The organism is Alicyclobacillus acidocaldarius subsp. acidocaldarius DSM 446, from assembly GCF_000024285.1.
Lineage (GTDB): Bacteria > Bacillota > Bacilli > Alicyclobacillales > Alicyclobacillaceae > Alicyclobacillus > Alicyclobacillus acidocaldarius.
This window is the reverse complement of the sequence record NC_013205.1, coordinates 2547187-2564699: the sequence shown is the minus strand read 5'-3', so window position 1 is coordinate 2564699 and position 17513 is coordinate 2547187. Positions and strand designations below refer to the sequence as shown.

At 65.3% G+C, this 17513-nt stretch carries 16 protein-coding genes; 15 read left to right on the top strand and 1 reads right to left on the bottom strand.

The genetic code is table 11. The features are described 5' to 3' along the window. The first annotated feature begins 182 nt into the window (after positions 1–182). From AACI_RS12310 to AACI_RS12250, 13 genes are all read left to right on the top strand, one after another. Complete coding sequence (locus AACI_RS12310; protein ID WP_041707585.1) at positions 183–1940, top strand: peptide ABC transporter substrate-binding protein; 1758 nt, start codon at positions 183–185, stop codon at positions 1938–1940. A gap of 171 nt (positions 1941–2111) precedes the next feature. Continuing rightward, the gene (locus tag AACI_RS12305) at positions 2112–3893 is read left to right on the top strand and encodes a peptide ABC transporter substrate-binding protein (RefSeq protein ID WP_012811738.1); all 1782 of its coding nucleotides are present in this window, start codon (positions 2112–2114) and stop codon (positions 3891–3893) included. Positions 3894–4031: 138 nt separating this feature from the next. After that, the gene (locus AACI_RS12300; RefSeq protein WP_012811737.1) at positions 4032–4655 is read left to right on the top strand and encodes a YhbD family protein; all 624 of its coding nucleotides are present in this window, start codon (positions 4032–4034) and stop codon (positions 4653–4655) included. A gap of 35 nt (positions 4656–4690) precedes the next feature. Next, on the top strand, positions 4691–5386 hold the full coding sequence (locus AACI_RS12295; protein WP_012811736.1) for a polymer-forming cytoskeletal protein: 696 nt from the start codon (positions 4691–4693) through the stop codon (positions 5384–5386). 16 nt (positions 5387–5402) lie between these two features. Continuing rightward, on the top strand, positions 5403–6077 hold the full coding sequence (locus AACI_RS12290; RefSeq protein WP_012811735.1) for a polymer-forming cytoskeletal protein: 675 nt from the start codon (positions 5403–5405) through the stop codon (positions 6075–6077). Between the two features lie 16 nt (positions 6078–6093). Continuing rightward, positions 6094–7626 (top strand): MDR family MFS transporter, encoded by a 1533-nt coding sequence (locus AACI_RS12285; protein ID WP_012811734.1) that lies wholly within the window; start codon positions 6094–6096, stop codon positions 7624–7626. 28 nt (positions 7627–7654) lie between these two features. Further along, on the top strand, positions 7655–8902 hold the full coding sequence (locus AACI_RS12280) for an MFS transporter (protein WP_012811733.1): 1248 nt from the start codon (positions 7655–7657) through the stop codon (positions 8900–8902). Between the two features lie 84 nt (positions 8903–8986). After that, complete coding sequence (locus AACI_RS12275; protein WP_012811732.1) at positions 8987–9916, top strand: manganese-dependent inorganic pyrophosphatase; 930 nt, start codon at positions 8987–8989, stop codon at positions 9914–9916. A gap of 108 nt (positions 9917–10024) precedes the next feature. After that, positions 10025–10717: a thiamine phosphate synthase gene (thiE, locus tag AACI_RS12270; protein ID WP_012811731.1), complete on the top strand. Its 693-nt coding sequence runs from the start codon at positions 10025–10027 to the stop codon at positions 10715–10717. Further along, positions 10704–11861 (top strand): glycine oxidase ThiO, encoded by a 1158-nt coding sequence (thiO, locus tag AACI_RS12265; protein ID WP_012811730.1) that lies wholly within the window; start codon positions 10704–10706, stop codon positions 11859–11861. The genes thiE and thiO overlap by 14 nt, the downstream gene beginning before the upstream one ends. Further along, positions 11839–12039, top strand: coding sequence for a sulfur carrier protein ThiS (gene thiS / locus AACI_RS12260; RefSeq protein WP_012811729.1), 201 nt, complete (start codon positions 11839–11841; stop codon positions 12037–12039). Before thiO ends, thiS begins: the two co-directional genes overlap by 23 nt. Positions 12040–12102: 63 nt before the next feature. Then, positions 12103–12891 (top strand): thiazole synthase, encoded by a 789-nt coding sequence (locus tag AACI_RS12255; RefSeq protein ID WP_169304854.1) that lies wholly within the window; start codon positions 12103–12105, stop codon positions 12889–12891. A gap of 15 nt (positions 12892–12906) precedes the next feature. Beyond that, complete coding sequence (locus AACI_RS12250; protein WP_012811727.1) at positions 12907–13938, top strand: ThiF family adenylyltransferase; 1032 nt, start codon at positions 12907–12909, stop codon at positions 13936–13938. A gap of 3 nt (positions 13939–13941) precedes the next feature. Here the strand turns inward: AACI_RS12250 and AACI_RS12245 are convergent, their stop codons facing one another. Then, complete coding sequence (locus tag AACI_RS12245) at positions 13942–14934, bottom strand: SPL family radical SAM protein (protein WP_245530614.1); 993 nt, start codon at positions 14932–14934, stop codon at positions 13942–13944. 203 nt (positions 14935–15137) lie between these two features. On the opposite strand from AACI_RS12245, the gene nadC reads away from it, so the two are divergent. Further along, a complete protein-coding gene (gene nadC, locus AACI_RS12240; RefSeq protein ID WP_012811725.1) occupies positions 15138–15983 on the top strand; it encodes a carboxylating nicotinate-nucleotide diphosphorylase in 846 nt (281 codons plus the stop codon). Between the two features lie 12 nt (positions 15984–15995). After that, positions 15996–17507 carry an L-aspartate oxidase gene (gene nadB, locus AACI_RS12235; protein ID WP_012811724.1) on the top strand — a complete coding sequence of 504 codons (1512 nt, stop codon included), beginning with the start codon at positions 15996–15998 and terminating at the stop codon, positions 17505–17507. Positions 17508–17513: the final 6 nt, after the last annotated feature.

Below are 17513 nucleotides of genomic sequence, written 5' to 3'. Positions count from 1 at the left end.
TCGGCGAACGGCCGGTGTGTCCATTTTCTTGACTTGCGGAAAACATTTTCGGACGCAGGATGGCCAGTTGTTACACATCTTCCCCTTTACACGGCCGTCGACGCGTCGTACAATGGGCGTGATTCTCTGAAATCTCGGTTCAAATGAGAGATTTCCAGAACATTGAGGGGGTTCGAGAGACTGTGAAACATCGTGGAAAAGGAATTGCCGCTGCGGGAATGGCGGCGGCCATCGTGCTGGGAGCGACGGGGTGTGGTGTGTTTTCCCAGACGCAGCCCGCTTCGCACGCCACCGGCGGAAAAGTGGGTGCTGCGTCCGCCAGCGCAAACGGGGGCGTGATCGAGTACGCCGTCCAGCCGGCCACGGACCTCAACTGGTTCCTGCCGTTGTTCACCGGGCCCACGGACACGTTGGCCAATGCGCAGCTCGTGTACCAGATGTTCGTTCCACTGCTCCAACTGAACAACAGCTACCAAATTGACTGGAAGAACTCCATCGCCGAGAAGGTCACCTACAATTCCTCCGGAACGGTCTACCACATCTATCTGAACCCGAAGTGGAAATGGTCCAACGGTCAACCGGTGACGTCCGCGGATCTCGTCTTCACGTGGAACGTCATGAAGGCGGCCTGCGCTTCGAACGCGCCTTCGCCCTGGCCGTACGTCGGCGTGGGAACCGGGGACATTCCGAACGGCATCAAGAGCGTCGTGGCGAACGGGCCGTACGAGGTGACGGTCACGCTCAACCAGCCCACGAACCAGCAGTGGTTCATTTACAACGGCCTGATGCAGATGACGCCGATGCCGGCGAAATACATGGACGTCAAGAAGAACATGACGGATGAGCTGAAGTATCTGGGTTCCAATGGGCCAAATATGATGTTTGACAAGGTCGTCGACGGGCCGTTCGAACCGGTGTACGCGAAGGATCGCCAGGAGTGGGTGCTGAAGCCGAACCCGATGTACGCGGGCCACAAGAGCACGGTGTCGAAGCTCATCTTCCTGTACGAGGGCTCCAACGAGTCGGAGCTCGCGGCGCTTCGCAGCGGCCAGGTGAATGTCGGATACATTGATCCGTCTGAAATTGCGGCGCTGCCTCAGCTGAAGGCGTCTGGCTTCACGGTCGCGCCCGAATACATGTTTGCGGTCTTCTGGACCGAGATGAACATGTACCCGGCTTCGCCCAACTCGAAGATTTTCAATCAGCTCTACGTCCGCCAGGCCCTGATGCAGGCCATCAACAACGACGAAATTGCGCAGGACATTTATAAGGGGTACGCGGTGCCGCTTCACGGGCCCATTCCGCCCGAACCCAAGACGCAGTTCTACGATCCGGCCGTGGCCAAGCTGTATCCATACAATCCTTCCGCCGCGAAGAAGCTGCTCGAGGCCCACGGATGGCAGCTGAAAAACGGTGTGATGACCAAGGGCAACGAGAAGATGAATTTCACCATGATCTATGCGACGGGCGTCGAGACGACGGTGCAAGAGGCAGAGCTGATTCAGCAGGAACTTGCCCAGATTGGTGTCAAGGTGTCGCTCAAGGGGATGCCGTTTGATCAGCTGATTTCGTTGACGAGCAATCCGAAGGAGACGAACTGGGATCTCGCGCTCGGCTCCGGGTGGATCTACAGCGGCCCCGGCTACTATCCGTCCGGCGACGGCCTGTTTAACACCGGCGCGCCGAGCGGCACGGGCTACAGCAATCCGACCGAGGACGCGCTCATCAACGCGACGCATCAGCCGTACAGCTCCACGGCCGAGACCATGAAGCACTTCTATCAATACGAGTACTACACGGCCGAGCAGCTGCCAATGCTCTGGAATGTGAACAACGCGACCGTCGCCGTGATCGCGCCGAACGTCCACAACGTGCTGCCGTACTACAACGGCGCGGTGGGGATTCCGGAGATGCAGTACTGGACAGTGTCGGGTCAGTGAGGCTTCGCACGCAAGTGTGAAGTTGCATTGAAGATCTCTTTAAAAAATGCGTGCAATGCGCAATTGGACTTGCTATACTAGGGGTGTCCTTGGTTCTACACCTGCTACTGGCCCGCATCGAGCGACACCGTTCGATGCGGGCATTCTCTAAGGTTCCATAGGGAGGTACAAATGGTGCGAAAAATGAGAAAACGAGCGCTTGTTTCTGGCGCAGCTGCAGCTGCCATTGTGCTGGGGGTGACCGGGTGCGGCACGGCCGCCAACAACGCTTCGTCCAGCACACCCTCTTCAAACGGTGCGAGTGCGGCAAGCGCTTCCGCGGGCGCGGCCAGCGTCAACCCCGCCGGCGTGATCGACTACGCGCTGCCGCCGCAGACGGACCTCAACTGGTTCCTTCCCATCTTTAATGCGGCGAACGATTCGCTGTATAACTCTCAGATTGTGGACCAGATGTACATCCCGATGCTGGTGCTGAACAACGACTACAGCATCAACTGGCAGGATTCCATCGCGAAAAACATCACGTACAACAAGGAAGGCACGGTCTATCACATCTTCCTGAATCCAAAGTGGAAGTGGTCCAACGGCCAGCCGGTGACTTCCAAGGACGTGATTTTCACGTGGAACGTGATTAAGGCGGCGTCCGCATCGAACGCGCCGAGCCCTTGGCCGTTTGTGGGCGTGGGCACCGGCGACATTCCGAACGGCGTGAAGAGCGTGGTGGCGAACGGACCGTATGAGGTTACCATCACGTTGAAGCAGCCGGCGAACCAGCAGTGGTTCATCTACAACGGCATCATCCAGCTCACACCGCTCCCTGCTTCCTACATGGACGTCAAGTCGAACATCACCGACGAGATCAAGTACCTGGGCGCCAATGCGACCAACATGATGTTTGACAAGGTCGTCGACGGACCATTCAAGCCGCTCTTGGCCAAGGATAAGCAGGAATGGGTGATCGTCCCGAACCCGAGCTACGCGGGCCACAAGCCTCAGGTGAGCAAGATTGTCTTCCAGTACGAGGGCTCGAACGAGTCTGAGTTCGCCGCGCTGCGCAGCGGCCAGATCAACGTGGGTTACCTGGATCAGTCGCAGCTCGGCTCCGAGTCGGCGCTCACCTCGATGGGCGACACGGTGACGCCGGAATACGCATTCGGCATCTTCTGGATTGAGATGAACATGTACAAGGGCGCGCCGAACGCCAGCATCTTCGATCAGCTGCCGGTCCGGCAGGCGCTGCAGATGGCGATTGACCGCCAGACCATTGTGAAGGACATCTACAAGGGCTTCGCGGTGCCCCTCTACGGGCCGATTCCGCCGCAGCCTGCGACGAAGTTCTACGACCCTGCCGTGAATGGCCTCTACAGCTTTAACCTCGCGAAGGCGAAGCAGACGCTGGAGAACGCCGGCTGGCACCTGAAGAACGGCGTCATGACGAACGCGCAGGGCAAGAAGATGGAGTTCACGATGATGTACGTCACCGGCAGCGAGTCGACGCAGCAGGAGGCGGAGCTCGTCCAGCAGGACCTGGCACAGATCGGCGTGAAGGTGCAGCTCAAGGGCGAGCCGTTCTCGCAGTTCATCTCCATTACGTCGGACTCGAGCAACCACTCTTGGGATCTCGCGCTCGGCTCCGGCTGGGTGTACAACGGACCTGGTTACTACCCGACCGGCGAGGGCCTGTTCAACACCGGCGCGTCGAGCGGCACGGGCTTCAGCGATCCGAAGGAAGATCAATTGATCAACGCGACGCACCAGCCGTATCCGACCGAGGCTCAGACGATGAAGGTGTTCGACGAGTACGAGATGTACACGGCGAAGGTTCTGCCGTTCCTGTGGACGGTCAACCCGGCCTCGCTCGTGGTGGTGGCTCCGCACGTCCAGGGCGTGCTGCAGCACCTGAACGCGGCGGACGGCCTGCCCGAGATGCAGTACTGGTACGTGACGAAGTGAGTGCAGAACCCAAGGCGCCTGCCGATTCGGCGGGCGCTTTTTATTCTTGTGCGCGCGTTGCAGGAGGCGCATGCCAACACGGAGGTTGCAGAACGCAACATTGTTATGTTACGATGGCGTCGCCGGAGATGATGTTGAATGGACGAGGAACTGATCTCGAAAAAGGAGTTGCTCGATCTCGCCGGGATTTCCTACGGCCAACTGTATCGTTGGAAGCGAAAGAAGCTCATCCCGGAGGAGTGGTTCATCCGCAAGGCTACGTTCACCGGGCAGGAGACGTTCTTTCCCCGCGACAAGATCCTGAGCCGCATCGAGCAGATCAAGCAGTGGAAGGAAGACGTTCCGCTCGATGAGCTGGCGAAGCGCCTCTCGCCGGCGGGCGTCGAGATAGAGCGCACCGGAGAAGACCTCGTGCGCCTTGGGGTGGTGAGCGATCTCGCCTGGCGCCTCTATGCGGACGCGGTTCCGAATGCCCGCATGTTGGCATTTCCGGACATCGTCTGCGTATATCTCGTGCACGAGGCGCTAGAGAGCGGCCAGGTGAGCCTGGACGAGGCCAGACAATTGGTCCAGGCGTACGACCGAATCGTAACAGTGTTTTGTGACATGCAGATGCGGATCGATCTCGTCCGCAAGTTCGGTGTCGGCATCTGGCTGGCGCGCGCGCCGAATGCCGAGATCGCGCTCGATCCTCAGGCGAACGTCGCGTTCTCCGTCGACGTGGCGAGCGCCGTGGAACAGCTGAAGCTGAAGCTGATGTGACGGTGATGGAGGTCAAATCGGGGAGGGAATCGCATATGCCTGAGGATTTGGAGGTTTCCGGCCGCACGTCGATGGGCGGCGGGACGTATGGGCGGGTCGAGGTCAACGGCATGGCCAAGATGCAGGGGGACATCGCCTGCGAGACCTGCGAGGTGAACGGCAGCGCGCAGGTGGATGGCAGCCTGCGCGTCGAGGGGCGACTCGAGGTGAACGGCCGCATGTCCGTGGATGGGCCTGTTTCGGCGGGCGTGCTGGAGGTCAACGGCTTGTGCGACGTGGATGGGAATTGCGAGGTGGCGGAGCGCGCAGAGGTGTCGGGCATGGCGCGCATCGAGGGCGCTCTGCGCGCAGGCGCCGTGAACATCGGCGGGCGCGCGCAGGTGGATGGACCCATCGAGGCGGAGCGCGTCCATGTGACTGGCAACGTGCGCTGCGCGGCACTGATGAACGCGGACGTGATCGAATTTGAGTTGATGGGCAAGTCCAAAGTGCGGGAGATTGGCTGCACGACGCTCACGGCGGCGGTGGGAAGCGGGGGATGGTTCTCGAAGCCGAGGCTCGAGGTGGAGACGATTGAAGGGGATCGCATCGAGGTGGAGGCGGTGTTGGCGCGCCGGATCCGGGGCGACGTGGTGGTCATTGGCGACGATTGCCGGGTCGATCGCGTCGAATACCGCACGTCGTTCGAGCGACGAGGGTCGGCCGTGGTGGGCGAAGCGGTGCAGATCTGAGGGAGGGGCGATGGGGATGGCGAACGGGGCGAAGCCCAAGCTGACGGTCATGGGCCAATCCACCGCTGCGGGTGGCGACTTCGGGCGGGTGCGGATCATGGGGCAGGCGGTCGTCAAGGGGCCACTGGCATGTGAGTGCCTCCGCGTGATGGGCGAGCTGGAGGCGAGGGCGGACGTGTCGGCGGAGACGGCTACGATCATGGGTCAGGTCAGCTGCCACGGCGACGTGATCGCGGCCAAGCTGACCGTGATGGGATCGCTCTCGTGCAGCGGACACCTGTCCGCGAGGGAGCTCAAGACGGCCGGCGAGGTCGTGGTCAAGGGAAACTGCGGCGCCGATCGCGCCCTCATTCGCGGTGCGCTGACTGTTGACGGGCTGTTCTCCGCGGACGAGGCCCGGATTCGGCTGCATGGCCCGTGCCGGGTTCGCGAGATGGGCATGGAACGGCTCATCGTGGAGTTGCCGAGGTACCTGTGGAAGCCGCGGATCCGCAGGCACGGGACGCTCGAGGCCGACGTGATCGAGGCAGATTGGGTCGATCTCGTCCACACGCACGCCCGCGTGGTGCGCGCGCAGGTGGTGCGGCTTGGCCCCGGATGCGAGATTGAATGTGTTGAATACGGTCAGTCGTACGAGGCGCACCCGGGTGCACAGGTGGGGCGCGTCATGGACGCGGGTGCGTCCGGATAAAACGAGGAGGGTTTGTGTGCAAGCGGAGCGGACCTCGAACCAAGGGCTCGTGGTGCTGGCCCTTTTGTTGGGCATCTTTGTCGCGGCCATGGATAACACGATTGTGGCCACCGCGACGGGCAACATCGTGGCGCACCTGGGCGGCCTCGAGCAGATTGTGTGGATCACGGCGGCGTACATGCTGACGGAGATGGCGGGGATGCCCATCTTCGGCAAGCTGTCCGACATGTACGGGCGCAAGCGGTTTTTTATGTTTGGCATCGCGGCGTTTCTCATCGGCTCCATCCTGTGTGGGACAGCTCAGAACATGACCGAACTCGCCATCTACCGCGCGATTCAGGGAATTGGCGGCGGTGCGCTGATGCCGATTGCGTTCACCATCATCTTCGACGTGGTGCCGCCGAAGGAACAGGGCAAGTTCTCGGGACTCTTCGGCGCGGTCTTCGGCATGGCGAGCATCTTCGGCCCGCTTCTCGGCGCGTACATCACCCAGCACTGGTCGTGGCGGATCGTCTTCTACATCAACGTGCCGATTGGCGTTGTCGCGTTCCTGCTCATCCTGTTCGCGTACCGCGAGTCGGCGCGGCACGGGCGGCAGGCTATCGACTGGTTCGGCATCTTCACGCTGGTTCCCGGCGTGACGGCGCTCACGTTCGCGCTGGAATTCGGCGGACAGACGTATCCGTGGAACTCCGCGCCCATCCTGGCAGGTTTCGCCGTTGCCGCGGCGCTCCTCGCGCTCTTTTTCGCCGTGGAGTTGCGGGCTCGGGAGCCCGTCGTCTCGCTTCACCTGTTTCGAAAGCGATCGTTCGCCGTCTCGAACGTGGCGGGCATCTTGAGTGGCAGCGCGTACATCGTCGCGGTCGTGTGGGTGCCCATCTACGTGCAGGGCGTGCGCGGGGGATCGCCCATCGACGCGGGGCTGTTTCTCCTGCCGATGATGGTCGGATCGTCCGTGACCGCGGCGATGGCGGGGCGTTTCGCGAGCCGCGCGCCTTACCGCACGGTGCTTTTGCCGTTTGCCCTCGTCTTCGGCGCCGGCATCGCGCTGCTTCTCGGGCTTAGGGCAGATACGCCGACGTGGCGCGTGATCCTCGACATGGCCGTGGTGGGGATTGGCATCGGGCCGTTCTTCTCCGTCACCGGCATGGCCGCGATGGGCGATCTCGACGCTCAAAACCGCGGCGCGGGCAGTTCCACGAACAGCTTCGTCCGCGAACTCGGCATGACGGTCGGGATCGTGATCTACGGCGCGATTCAGAAGCACGCGTTCGCCCATCAGGTGGCCGAGGCGTTTCAAGGCGTTCCTCAGGCGCGCGCGTTCAGCCACATGGATCCTCGCGCCATCCTGTCGCCGCAGACGCGCGAGCACATGCCCGGCTTTGTGCTGCAGAAGCTCACAGACGCGCTGAATCAGTCCATTCACTCCGCGTTCCTTTGGGACCTCATTCCATGTGTGTTGACCGTGGTGGCGGTGTGGATGTTTGGTGCATCTCGCTTTCGGGCGCCGGCCTGGTCCCCGGCCCCGGGTGACGACCCGGTCGAATGAGGCAAATCCAGCTTGAGGAGAGAGCGCGATGTTTCGGGTATTCCGATGGCCGGCGTTCACCTCGGTCTGGCTGGGGCAGGTCCTGTCACAGCTGGGCACGCAGCTGCTTTTCATCATGGCGTATTGGGAACTTCAGCTCCGCTCGCCGTATCTGTTGTCCGCCGCGGGCCTGGCCCTGACGCTGCCGAACCTCCTGTCCGCAGTGGGTGGCAGCCTCGTCGATCGCCGGGACGCCCGCTACGTGATGCTTTGGACGGATCTCGTCCGCGCTTCGGTCTCGCTGTTCGGCGCCCTCGTGTACGCCCTTTGGCCCCACGCGTTTGTGGCCGTCACGCTTGTCATCCTGGCCACGCACGGACTCGGGGGGAGCCTCTTTGGGCCGGCGGAGAGCGTGATCCTGCCACGCCTGGTGCCCGACGAGGATTTGACGGCCGCCAATGGGCTCGTCATGACGACGTCCCAACTGGCTGTCTCCGTCGGCGCGGCCGTCGGGGGCGCTTCGCTCGCGGCCATCGGCATCCCTTGGATCGCGGCCATCGACGGCCTCAGTTTTCTCGCCAGCGCGGCCGCCGTGGCGAACGTCATTCGCCTGTGGCGGCGCGAGGGCCGGAGATGGCGGGACCAAGCGGCAGCGCCGAGGCCAAAAGCTTCCGTGGTCTCGCAGATGATGGAGGGTTGGCGCGCCGTCGCGCGCATTCGCTGGTACGTGGCCGTCCTGCCCCTCATCGTGCTCCTGAACTTCTTTTTTGCGGGGGTCGACGTGCTCTTGTCCGTGTGGACGCACCGCGTGCTGCACGGCGGCGCCCTCCAATTCGGCGCCATCAACGCGGCGCTGTCGCTCGGACAGCTGCTCGGGAGCCTCTGTGCGGGACTCGCCGCGAGGATGAGCGCGCGCACCGGACTTCTCACCTTCGGCGCTCTGGCGTCCTTGGCGATCCTCTCCTTCAGCTTCTCCCGCTCCGTGTGGCTCTCGCTCGGGATGAATTTTGTGCTTGGCGCGTCGCTCGGCATCATCAACGCCATCGGCTTTGCCCTGATGCAGCGCGCGATTCCCGAGGAGGTGCGGGGACGCGCGTTCGGCCTCATCTACTCGTTCGCGGGCATCGCGATGCCGCTCGCTTCTGCGCTTGCCGGCGTGTCCCTGCGCGCGGTGCCGGTTGTCGCCTGGATGTGGCTCTGTTCCGCCTCGTGTGCCGCGCTTATCGTCGGCTGGTGGCGCGTCGCGCCGAAAGGCGCCCCAGGTGGTCCCGCGTCGGACGTGGCGCAGAACGCATGATGCCCCGCGATTCGTGCAAACAGGCCCTCCGACCTGATATACTGGATTCGAATGTTTACAAAATCGCTTGGAGGAGTCGGCTGCATGGCGAAGCGCTTGATTTTCGGCCATCGAAATCCGGATACCGACGCGATCACGTCCGCGATCGCATACGCTCACCTGAAGCGCGAACTGGGGGAGGACGTGGAGCCCGTCGCGCTCGGCGAGCCCAATCCTGAGACGCAGTTCGTCCTGAGCCACTTCGGCGTGTCCGCGCCGCGCGTGATCGAGCGCGTGGCGGGCGAAGTGGACGAGGTCATCTTGGTCGATCACAACGAGCGCCAACAGAGCGCGCCGGACGCCGACCAGGTGAAAGTGGTGGAGGTCATCGATCACCACCGCATCGCGAACTTCGAGACGGCGGACCCGCTTTATTATCGGGCGGAGCCGGTCGGCTGCACGGCCACCATTCTCAACAAGCTGTACAAGGAGAAGAACGTGTCCATCCCGCGCCACGTGGCTGGCATCATGCTCTCGGCCATCATCTCGGACACGCTGCTTCTCAAATCGCCCACGTGCACGGAGGAGGACGTGAAGGCGGCGCGCGAGTTGGCTGAGCTGGCGGGCGTGAAGCTCGAGGAATATGGGCTTCAGATGCTCAAGGCGGGCGCGGATCTCAGCCAGAAGACCGTCGGCGAGCTCCTGACGCTCGACGCGAAGGAGTTCCAGATGGGGAACCACAAGGTCGAGATCGCGCAGGTCAACGCGGTCGACGTGAACGACGTGCTCGCGAAGAAGGCCGAGATCCTGCAGGCCATTGAAAAGAAGATTGCCGAAAAGGGCCTGGACCTGTTCTTCTTCGTCGTGACCGACATCTTGAACAACGGCTCGGTCGGCCTGGCGCTGGGGCGCGCGGCGCACGCGGTCGAAGAGGCGTACGGCGTGAAGCTCGAGGATCATCAGGCCTTGTTGAAGGGCGTCGTGTCGCGCAAGAAGCAGATTGTGCCGGTGCTGACGGAGGTCCTCTCGAAGTAAGTCCGCTACAACATCAAATGGCTGCCGATGTGGCGGCGCGTTTGCGAGGTTCAGACTGAAAACCTGCCGTGCCCGATGGGGTGCGGCTTTTCTTTTGGAGATGACAACATGACCCATGTGCTCCATGTGCTGAGTGATCGCGCCCGCGGCGCGAAGGTTCCGCTCAAAGACGCGCTGTGGCTTGCGGCCTTGGGCGGGGCCGACGTGATTCAGGTCCGGGAGAAGAAGGCGCCGGCTCTCGCCGTGTTCGAATTCGCGTGTGCGCTTTTGGCGCGGATCCGCGAGGCGGGATCGAGCGCGCGCGTGTTGGTGAACGACCGCCTGGACGTGGCGATGGCGGCGCGCGCGGACGGCGTGCATCTGGCGGCCAAGTCGCTGCCGGTGGCGGCGGCGCGCGAGGTGGTGCAGCGCGCGGGCGGCGGGCTTGTCCTCGGCTGCTCCGTGCATTCGCTGGAGGAAGCGCAGGCTGCTGAGGCCGCGGGCGCGGACTACGTCACGTTCGGCCATATCTTCCCGACCGCGTCTCACCCGGGTCTGCCGCCGAAGGGCGTGCGGGAGCTCGCCCGGGTCGTCGAGGCGGTGTCCATCCCCGTGGTGGCCATTGGCGGGATCGACGCGGGAAACGTAACCGAGGTGTTGGCGACCGGCGCGAGCGGCGTGGCCGTGATCGGCGCGGTGGTGGAGGCCGCGGATCCGCGCGCGGCCGCGGCTCGGCTCAAGGAGGCGATGGCGAGATCGCCCGTGGCGCCGAAGGTTCCGTTTCCAACGCCGGAAGGGGGGATGCGGCGTGCGCGCCTATGACGTCGTGGTGGTGGGCGGCGGCGCCATCGGCATGGCGTCGGCGCGGGAGATGGCGCGCGCGGGGCTGTCCGTGGCCGTGATCGACCGCGGTCGGCTTGGCGGGGAGGCTTCGAGCGCCGCCGCGGGGATGCTCGGTGCGCAGCTCGAAGCGCACGCGCCGGACGCGTTTTACGCGCTGTGTCGCGAGAGCCGGGCGATGTATCCGAGCTTTGCGGACGCGCTCTTCGAGGAGACAGGGATCGACGTCGAGTGGGTGGAGAACGGGATTTTGCAGCTCGCGCGATCCGAGGGCGCGGCGTTGGCGCTCAGGGAGCGGATGCGCTGGCAGCGCGCGGCTGGCGATGAGGCCGTTTGGCTGGAGCCCGAGGAAGTGCGCGAGCTCGAGCGCGGGGTTGTGGGCGATGTGCTCGGCGCGCTGTATCTGCCTCGCGACGGGAACGTGCATGCGCCAAGGCTCAGCGCCGCGCTGCGGGCGTGTGTGGCAAGCGCGTGCGACGTCTACGAGGGCGAGGAGGTGGTGGCCGTCGAGCCGGTTGGCGCGGGCTGGCGCGTCCGAGGCGCGCGGGAAGTGTACGCCGCGGAGCGCGTGGTCGTCGCGGCGGGCGCGTGGGCATCTCCCCTCCTCCGCGCGCTCGGGATTCCGCTCGAGGTGCGCCCGGTGAAGGGGCAGATGCTCGCCGTGCGCCCTCCGCGCGGCGCGGGGCTTTGCCGCACGGTGTACGACGCCGGCACGTACCTGGTGCCAAAGCGGGACGGAACGGTCGTGATCGGCGCGACGGAAGAGCCGGACGCTGGTTATGACAAGCGCAACACGGTGGACGGCCTGGCCGCGCTCCTGGCAAAAGCGCTCGACGCGGTGCCCGGCCTTCGCGGCGGCGAGTGGCTGCGCGCCTGGAGCGGGCTTCGCCCGCGCCTCACGGGGGATTCGAGCAATCCGGTCATCGGGCCGTGGCCCGGCGCGGAGGGGCTCATTCTCGCCGTCGGCCACTTTCGCAACGGCGTGTTGCTCGCGCCCATCACGGGCCGCATCGTGGCGAGCGCCGCGCTCGGCCGCGCGCCCGAGGATCTGTGGCTGCCATTTTGGCCGCAAACGCGCTTCGCGGCTCGGGGAGGTGATGTGCGTGCGGATACGCTTGAACGGTAAGGACGTCTCCCTTCCGGATGGCATGACGTTGCGCGATCTCGTCCGCCAGTACGAGCTCGACGGCGAGCCGGTTGCCATTGAGCGGAACGGTCAGATTGTGGACCGACAGGCGTTCGAAGCCGAAGTGATTCAGGACGGCGACGTGATCGAGATGGTGCGATTTGTCGGCGGCGGTTGATGGGATTTCGGTCGCCGCGCGGGCGGGTCACCCTGTTGAAGACAACCATACGTTGGGAGGAGCATGTTTCTCGTGGAACCTTTGGTGATTGCAGGCCGCTCGTTCCATTCCCGGCTCATGGTGGGCACGGGCAAGTACGAATCTCTCGAGGTCATGCGCGAAGCGCTCGACGCTTCGGGCGCCGAGATCGTCACGGTCGCCGTGCGCCGGGTGAATCTCGACGCGCGCGAGACGTCCATCCTGTCCTACATCGATCTCGAGCGCTACACACTGTTGCCCAACACGGCAGGCTGCCACACGGCGGAAGAGGCCGTCCGCACGGCGCGCTTGGCGCGCGCCGCGGGGCTGTCGAACTGGGTGAAGCTCGAGGTCATCCCGGACGACGGCACCCTGCTTCCGGATCCCATCGCGACCGTGGAAGCCGCGGAGACCCTCGTCAAAGAGGGATTCGTCGTGCTTCCCTACACCACGGACGATCACGTCGTCGCCCGGAGGCTTTTGGAGGTCGGCTGCGCGGCCGTGATGCCGTATGGATCCGCCATCGGCACGGGGCGCGGTCTCGAAGCGGTGGAGCGGATTGCGCGCATCGTCGACGAAATCCGCGGGCGTGTGCCCGTGGTGGTGGATGCGGGCATCGGTGCGCCGTCCGACGCCGCGCTCGCGATGGAGACCGGTGCGGACGCCGTGCTCGTCAACACCGCCATCGCACGGGCGGGCGATCCGGTCGCGATGGCGCGGGCGATGCGGCTGGCGGTCGAGGCTGGCTATCTCGCGCGGCGCGCCGGTCGGATCCCGAAATCGAGCGTCCCATCGCCGTCGAGCCCGGAGGCGGGCGTCGTTGGCCGGAGTTGAAAGGAAGGCCGCGTCATGACGGATTTCGACTTCAAGGACCGATACTCGCGCCAGATTCGATTTCGGCACATCGGCGAGACGGGACAGGCGCGGATCTCGAAATCTCGTGTGGCCGTGGTGGGACTCGGCGCACTCGGGACGGCGAGTGCCGCGCAGCTCGCGCGCGCCGGCGTGGGCTACCTGCGCCTCATCGACCGGGACGTCGTCGAGCCGTCGAATCTGCAGCGCCAGTTGCTGTACACCGAGAAGGACGCTCGGAACGCCACGCCGAAGGCCATCGCGGCGCGCGATGCGCTTGCGGCCGCCAACAGCGGCATCACCATCGAAGCCGTGGTGGACGATCTCGACGCCTCGAACGCGGAGCAACTGCTCGCCGACGTGGATGTCGTGATCGACGGAAGCGACAACTTCGAGGTCCGATATTTGATCAACGAGGTCGCGGTCAAGCACAACATTCCGTGGGCGTACGCGGGCGCGGTGGAGGCGCACGGCACGAGCGCGTTTCTGCGCCCCGGCCGAACGCCTTGCCTCGTGTGTCTGTTGGGCTACGGTGCCCGCGTCGGACACGACACCTGCGACACCGTCGGTGTGATCTCGCCCATTGTGCAGTGGATGGCGTCGTACCAGGTGGCGGAGGTGCTCAAGTACCTCGCGGGCCGCGAGGACGCCCTGTCGAACGCCATCCTCCAGGCGGACGTCTGGCATACCGACGTGCGCCTCATCCGCATGGGCGGGCCGAAGCCCGACTGTCCTTGTTGCGGGCGACGCGAATTTGTGGCCCTCAGCGCTGGCCGTCGAGCGCTTTCCGTCACGTTCTGCGGCCGCCAGACGATTCAGGTGCGGCCGCAGGAGGACGTGGCGCTCTCGCTTCCAGCGCTCGCCGAGCGCCTGCGACCGCTTGGCACCGTCCGCGCGAGCGACGCCCTGCTCCGATTTGAGACGGAGGGCGTGGCCCTCACCGTGTTCCCAAACGGCCGGGCGCTCGTGCACGGCACGGACGATCCCGCCCGCGCCCGTTCGCTTTACGCGCAATACATCGGCATGTGATGCCTAGAGCGGCAGCGTCAACTGAATGTAGCGGGAACCGGGCGCGGCACCCCCTGGTTCCGTGCGCGCAAGTCTTGCCGTCTGCGCGGCTGGCTCGGCGTCCTGCGAGTCCGCGGGCGTCTGCCGCGGCGCAAGACCCGCCATCCGCCTGGCGAGGGCTTCAACCGCGTACAACCGCTCGGCGTACGCGCGCGATGGATAGGCGCGGCCCGCGTACAGCCGTTCGTATCGGGGAACCATCGCCGGGTACGCATGCTTCAGGACGGAGAAGAACCACGGCTTGACCTCGGGTGCCAGCCGCAGGGGCGACACCATGGCATCCGTGGCGCCTGCCGCCCGGGCTGCCTGCATCACCGCGGCGATGGAGTCAGCGTCGTCCGTCAGGTAGGGGAGCACGGGTGCGACGAAGACACTCACGGGGATCCCGGCCTGCGCGAGCTGTTCCATCGCGCGCAGCCGGACGGCGGGCGGCGGCGTGGCGGGCTCGAACGCGCGCCAGATCTCGGCATCCAGCGCGTGCAAGCTCACGTGCACGCCCTCGAGCCTGGCGCTTCGCAGAAGGTCGAGATCTCGCAGCACGAGCGGCGATCTCGTCGTGATGCTGAACCGGACGCCGTATCGGATGAGGACCTCGAGGCACTGGCGCGTGATGCGGAAGCGCGCTTCGGCTGACTGATACGGGTCCGTCGCCGTGCCGATGGCCACGGTGCCGAGCGAAGCGGCCATCCGCTCGAGGTCTCCGCCCGCTCGCTCGAGCCGCGCTTCGAGTTCCGCCTCGAGAACGGCCGGCATATCCAGCTTCACGTGGATGCGCGAGCGAAACGTGTCGTCCGCGCTGTATCCGAGATACTCGTGTGTGCCTCGCGCATAGCAGAAGGCGCAACCGTGTCCGCAGCCTCGATACGGATTGAGCGACCATGAAAAGGGCATGCTCGCGGCTCGCACTCGGTTCAGCGCCCGTTTCACGTCCAGATGAAGGAACTTCGGTGCCTCCACCCTGGCATTCCCCCTCGGCACGACCTGCACAAAACCGAACATATGTTCTGATTCCAGTATACTTCCGCTCCCCTCGTTTCGCAAGCCCCACGCAATTTCCAGGTGAAACGCCACCCTGTGTGTGCTACTGTATATACAGTTGATTAGACAGATGCCGTGCGCCTGGCTAGGTGGCGAGGCGTGCAGGAGGAGGCGTGAGGGCGATGTGGCTCGATATGGTGACGCGCGATCTCGTCCGCCTCGCGCTCGCGGAAGATTTGGGCCGAGGCGATCTCACGACGGAAGCGGTCATCCCTGCCGATGCGACAGCGCGCGCGAGCGTGTGGATCAAAGAACCGTCCAGGGTTTGCGGCACAGAGGTCGCCGCATGGGTGTTTCATGAGGTGGATCCGGGCCTTCAGGTCACGGTGGCGTGCGCGGACGGGATCGATCTCGACGGGCCTCGCGTGGTGATGCGGGTGGAGGGCGCGGCGCGGTCCATCCTCGGGGCGGAGCGCACGGCGCTCAATTTTCTGTCCCGCTTGACGGGCATCGCCACCGCTGCGCGCGACGCCGTCCGCGAGATCGCGGGGACGAGGGCGCGCATCCTGGACACGCGGAAGACCACGCCCGGATGGCGGGCGCTCGAAAAGTACGCGGTCCGCGTCGGAGGCGGCTGGAATCACCGGTTTGCCCTCGACGACATGGTGCTCATCAAGGACAACCACATCGCCATCGCGGGCGGCGTCCGCGAGGCCGTCTCACGCGCGAAGGCGCGGGCTGGGTTTGCCCACAAGATCGAGGTTGAGGTCGAATCCCTGGAACAACTGGAGGAGGCCATTGCGGCGGGGGCCGACGTCGTGCTCCTCGACAACATGGACCTCGAGATCATGCGCGAGGCGGTGCGGCGCACCGGGGGCCGCGTGCCGCTGGAGGCGTCGGGCAACATGCGCCCGGGGCGGCTGAGGGCTGTGGCGGATACGGGCGTCGATTTCATCTCCATGAGCCACATCACCATGCGCGCCCAGGCCGTGGACGTGGGGCTCGACATCGACATGGATCTCGCGTAAGGAGGTGCCGCGATGGAAGCGGCAGGCGTCGTGATTGTCGGTGCCGGGATCGCCGGACTCGCCGCCGCGCTCGCCGCGGCGGAGGCGGAGGACGTGTGCGTCATCGCGGGGGACGGGCCGCGCGCGTCGAGTTCAGCGCGGGCGCAGGGGGGGCTCGCGGCCGCGGTGGGCGAGGGAGACGACCCGGAACTTCACGCCGAAGACACGCTGCGTGCGGGCGCGGGGTTGTGCGACGCACAGCGGGTGCGAGAACTGGCGATGGAGGCGCCGGGTGTCGTCGCGTGGCTCACGCAAATGGGGGTTCCGTTCGATCGCGACTCGTCCGGGCGGCTCGCGCTGGGCCGGGAAGGCGGCCACACGAGAGGGCGCATCGTTCACGCGGGCGGAGACGCCACCGGGCACTTCATCACAGCAGCGCTCTGGCAGGCGGTCGTGCGCCATCCGCGGATCGAAATCCGGCGGGAGCACTGCGTGGGCATTGCGCAGGACGCGACCGGGCGGGCCGTCGGCGTGTGGACCTGGGACGGGGCACGTCAACGATTTGTCGCGGCTCGGCGAGCTGTGGGGCTCGCCACGGGCGGGGTGGGCGCCATCTTCGGCCGCACGTCGAATCCGCCGAGCGCGGTGGGCGCAGGCGTCACGCTCGCCTATCACGCGGGCGCCACGCTCGCGAATCTCGAGTTTGTGCAGTTTCATCCGACGCTGTGGCTTGGGCGGGATGGCGAAGCGATGCTCCTCTCCGAGGCGCTGCGCGGCGCGGGCGCGGTGCTGGTCAAGGAGGGCGGTGCGCCGCTTTTCGCCAACCCGCAGGACAACCTTCGCACGCGGGACGTGGTCGCCCTCGCCATCGCGAGCGCGGAGGCGGAAGGCCACCGGGTGTATCTCGATGCGACCCAGGTGCCCGACGTCGCGGCGCGCTTCCCGTCCATCGCGGTTCGGCTTCGCGGCGCCGGCCTGGATCTCGCTTCGCAGCCCATTCCCGTGACGCCCGGCGCGCATTTTCTCATGGGCGGCGTCGAGGCCGATCTCGCCGGCCGGACCTCGGTCCCAGGGCTGTTTGCGCTTGGCGAAACGGCGTGCACGGGCGTGCACGGAGCCAATCGGCTGGCGAGCAACTCGCTGCTGGAGTGCGTCGTCATGGGGCGACGGTTTGGGCGAGCCGTGTGGGAGGAGCCATGCGCCCGCACGACCGCCCCAGAAGATCCTGTGTGGCTTCTTCGGCCAGAGGAAGATGAGGCGGCGCTCGTCGAGCTGGCTCCCATGATGTGGCGATCCGTCGGGCTCGTGCGCGACGAGACGGGGCTTCGGGCGGCGCTTGTCGAGCTTGAAGGCATCGCGCGCCGATATCCCGGCTCCGGGGCGGTGCTGGCCGCGTCGCTCATCGCGCGCTCGGCGCTTTGGAGAAGGGAGAGCCGAGGCAGTCACGTGCGAATGGACGCGCCGGCGCCCGTTCCGGCCTACGCTCGCCCGAGCCAGATCTCGATGGCCGATCGGGTCCTGACGTCTGTCGTCACGATGAACTGAGGGGGA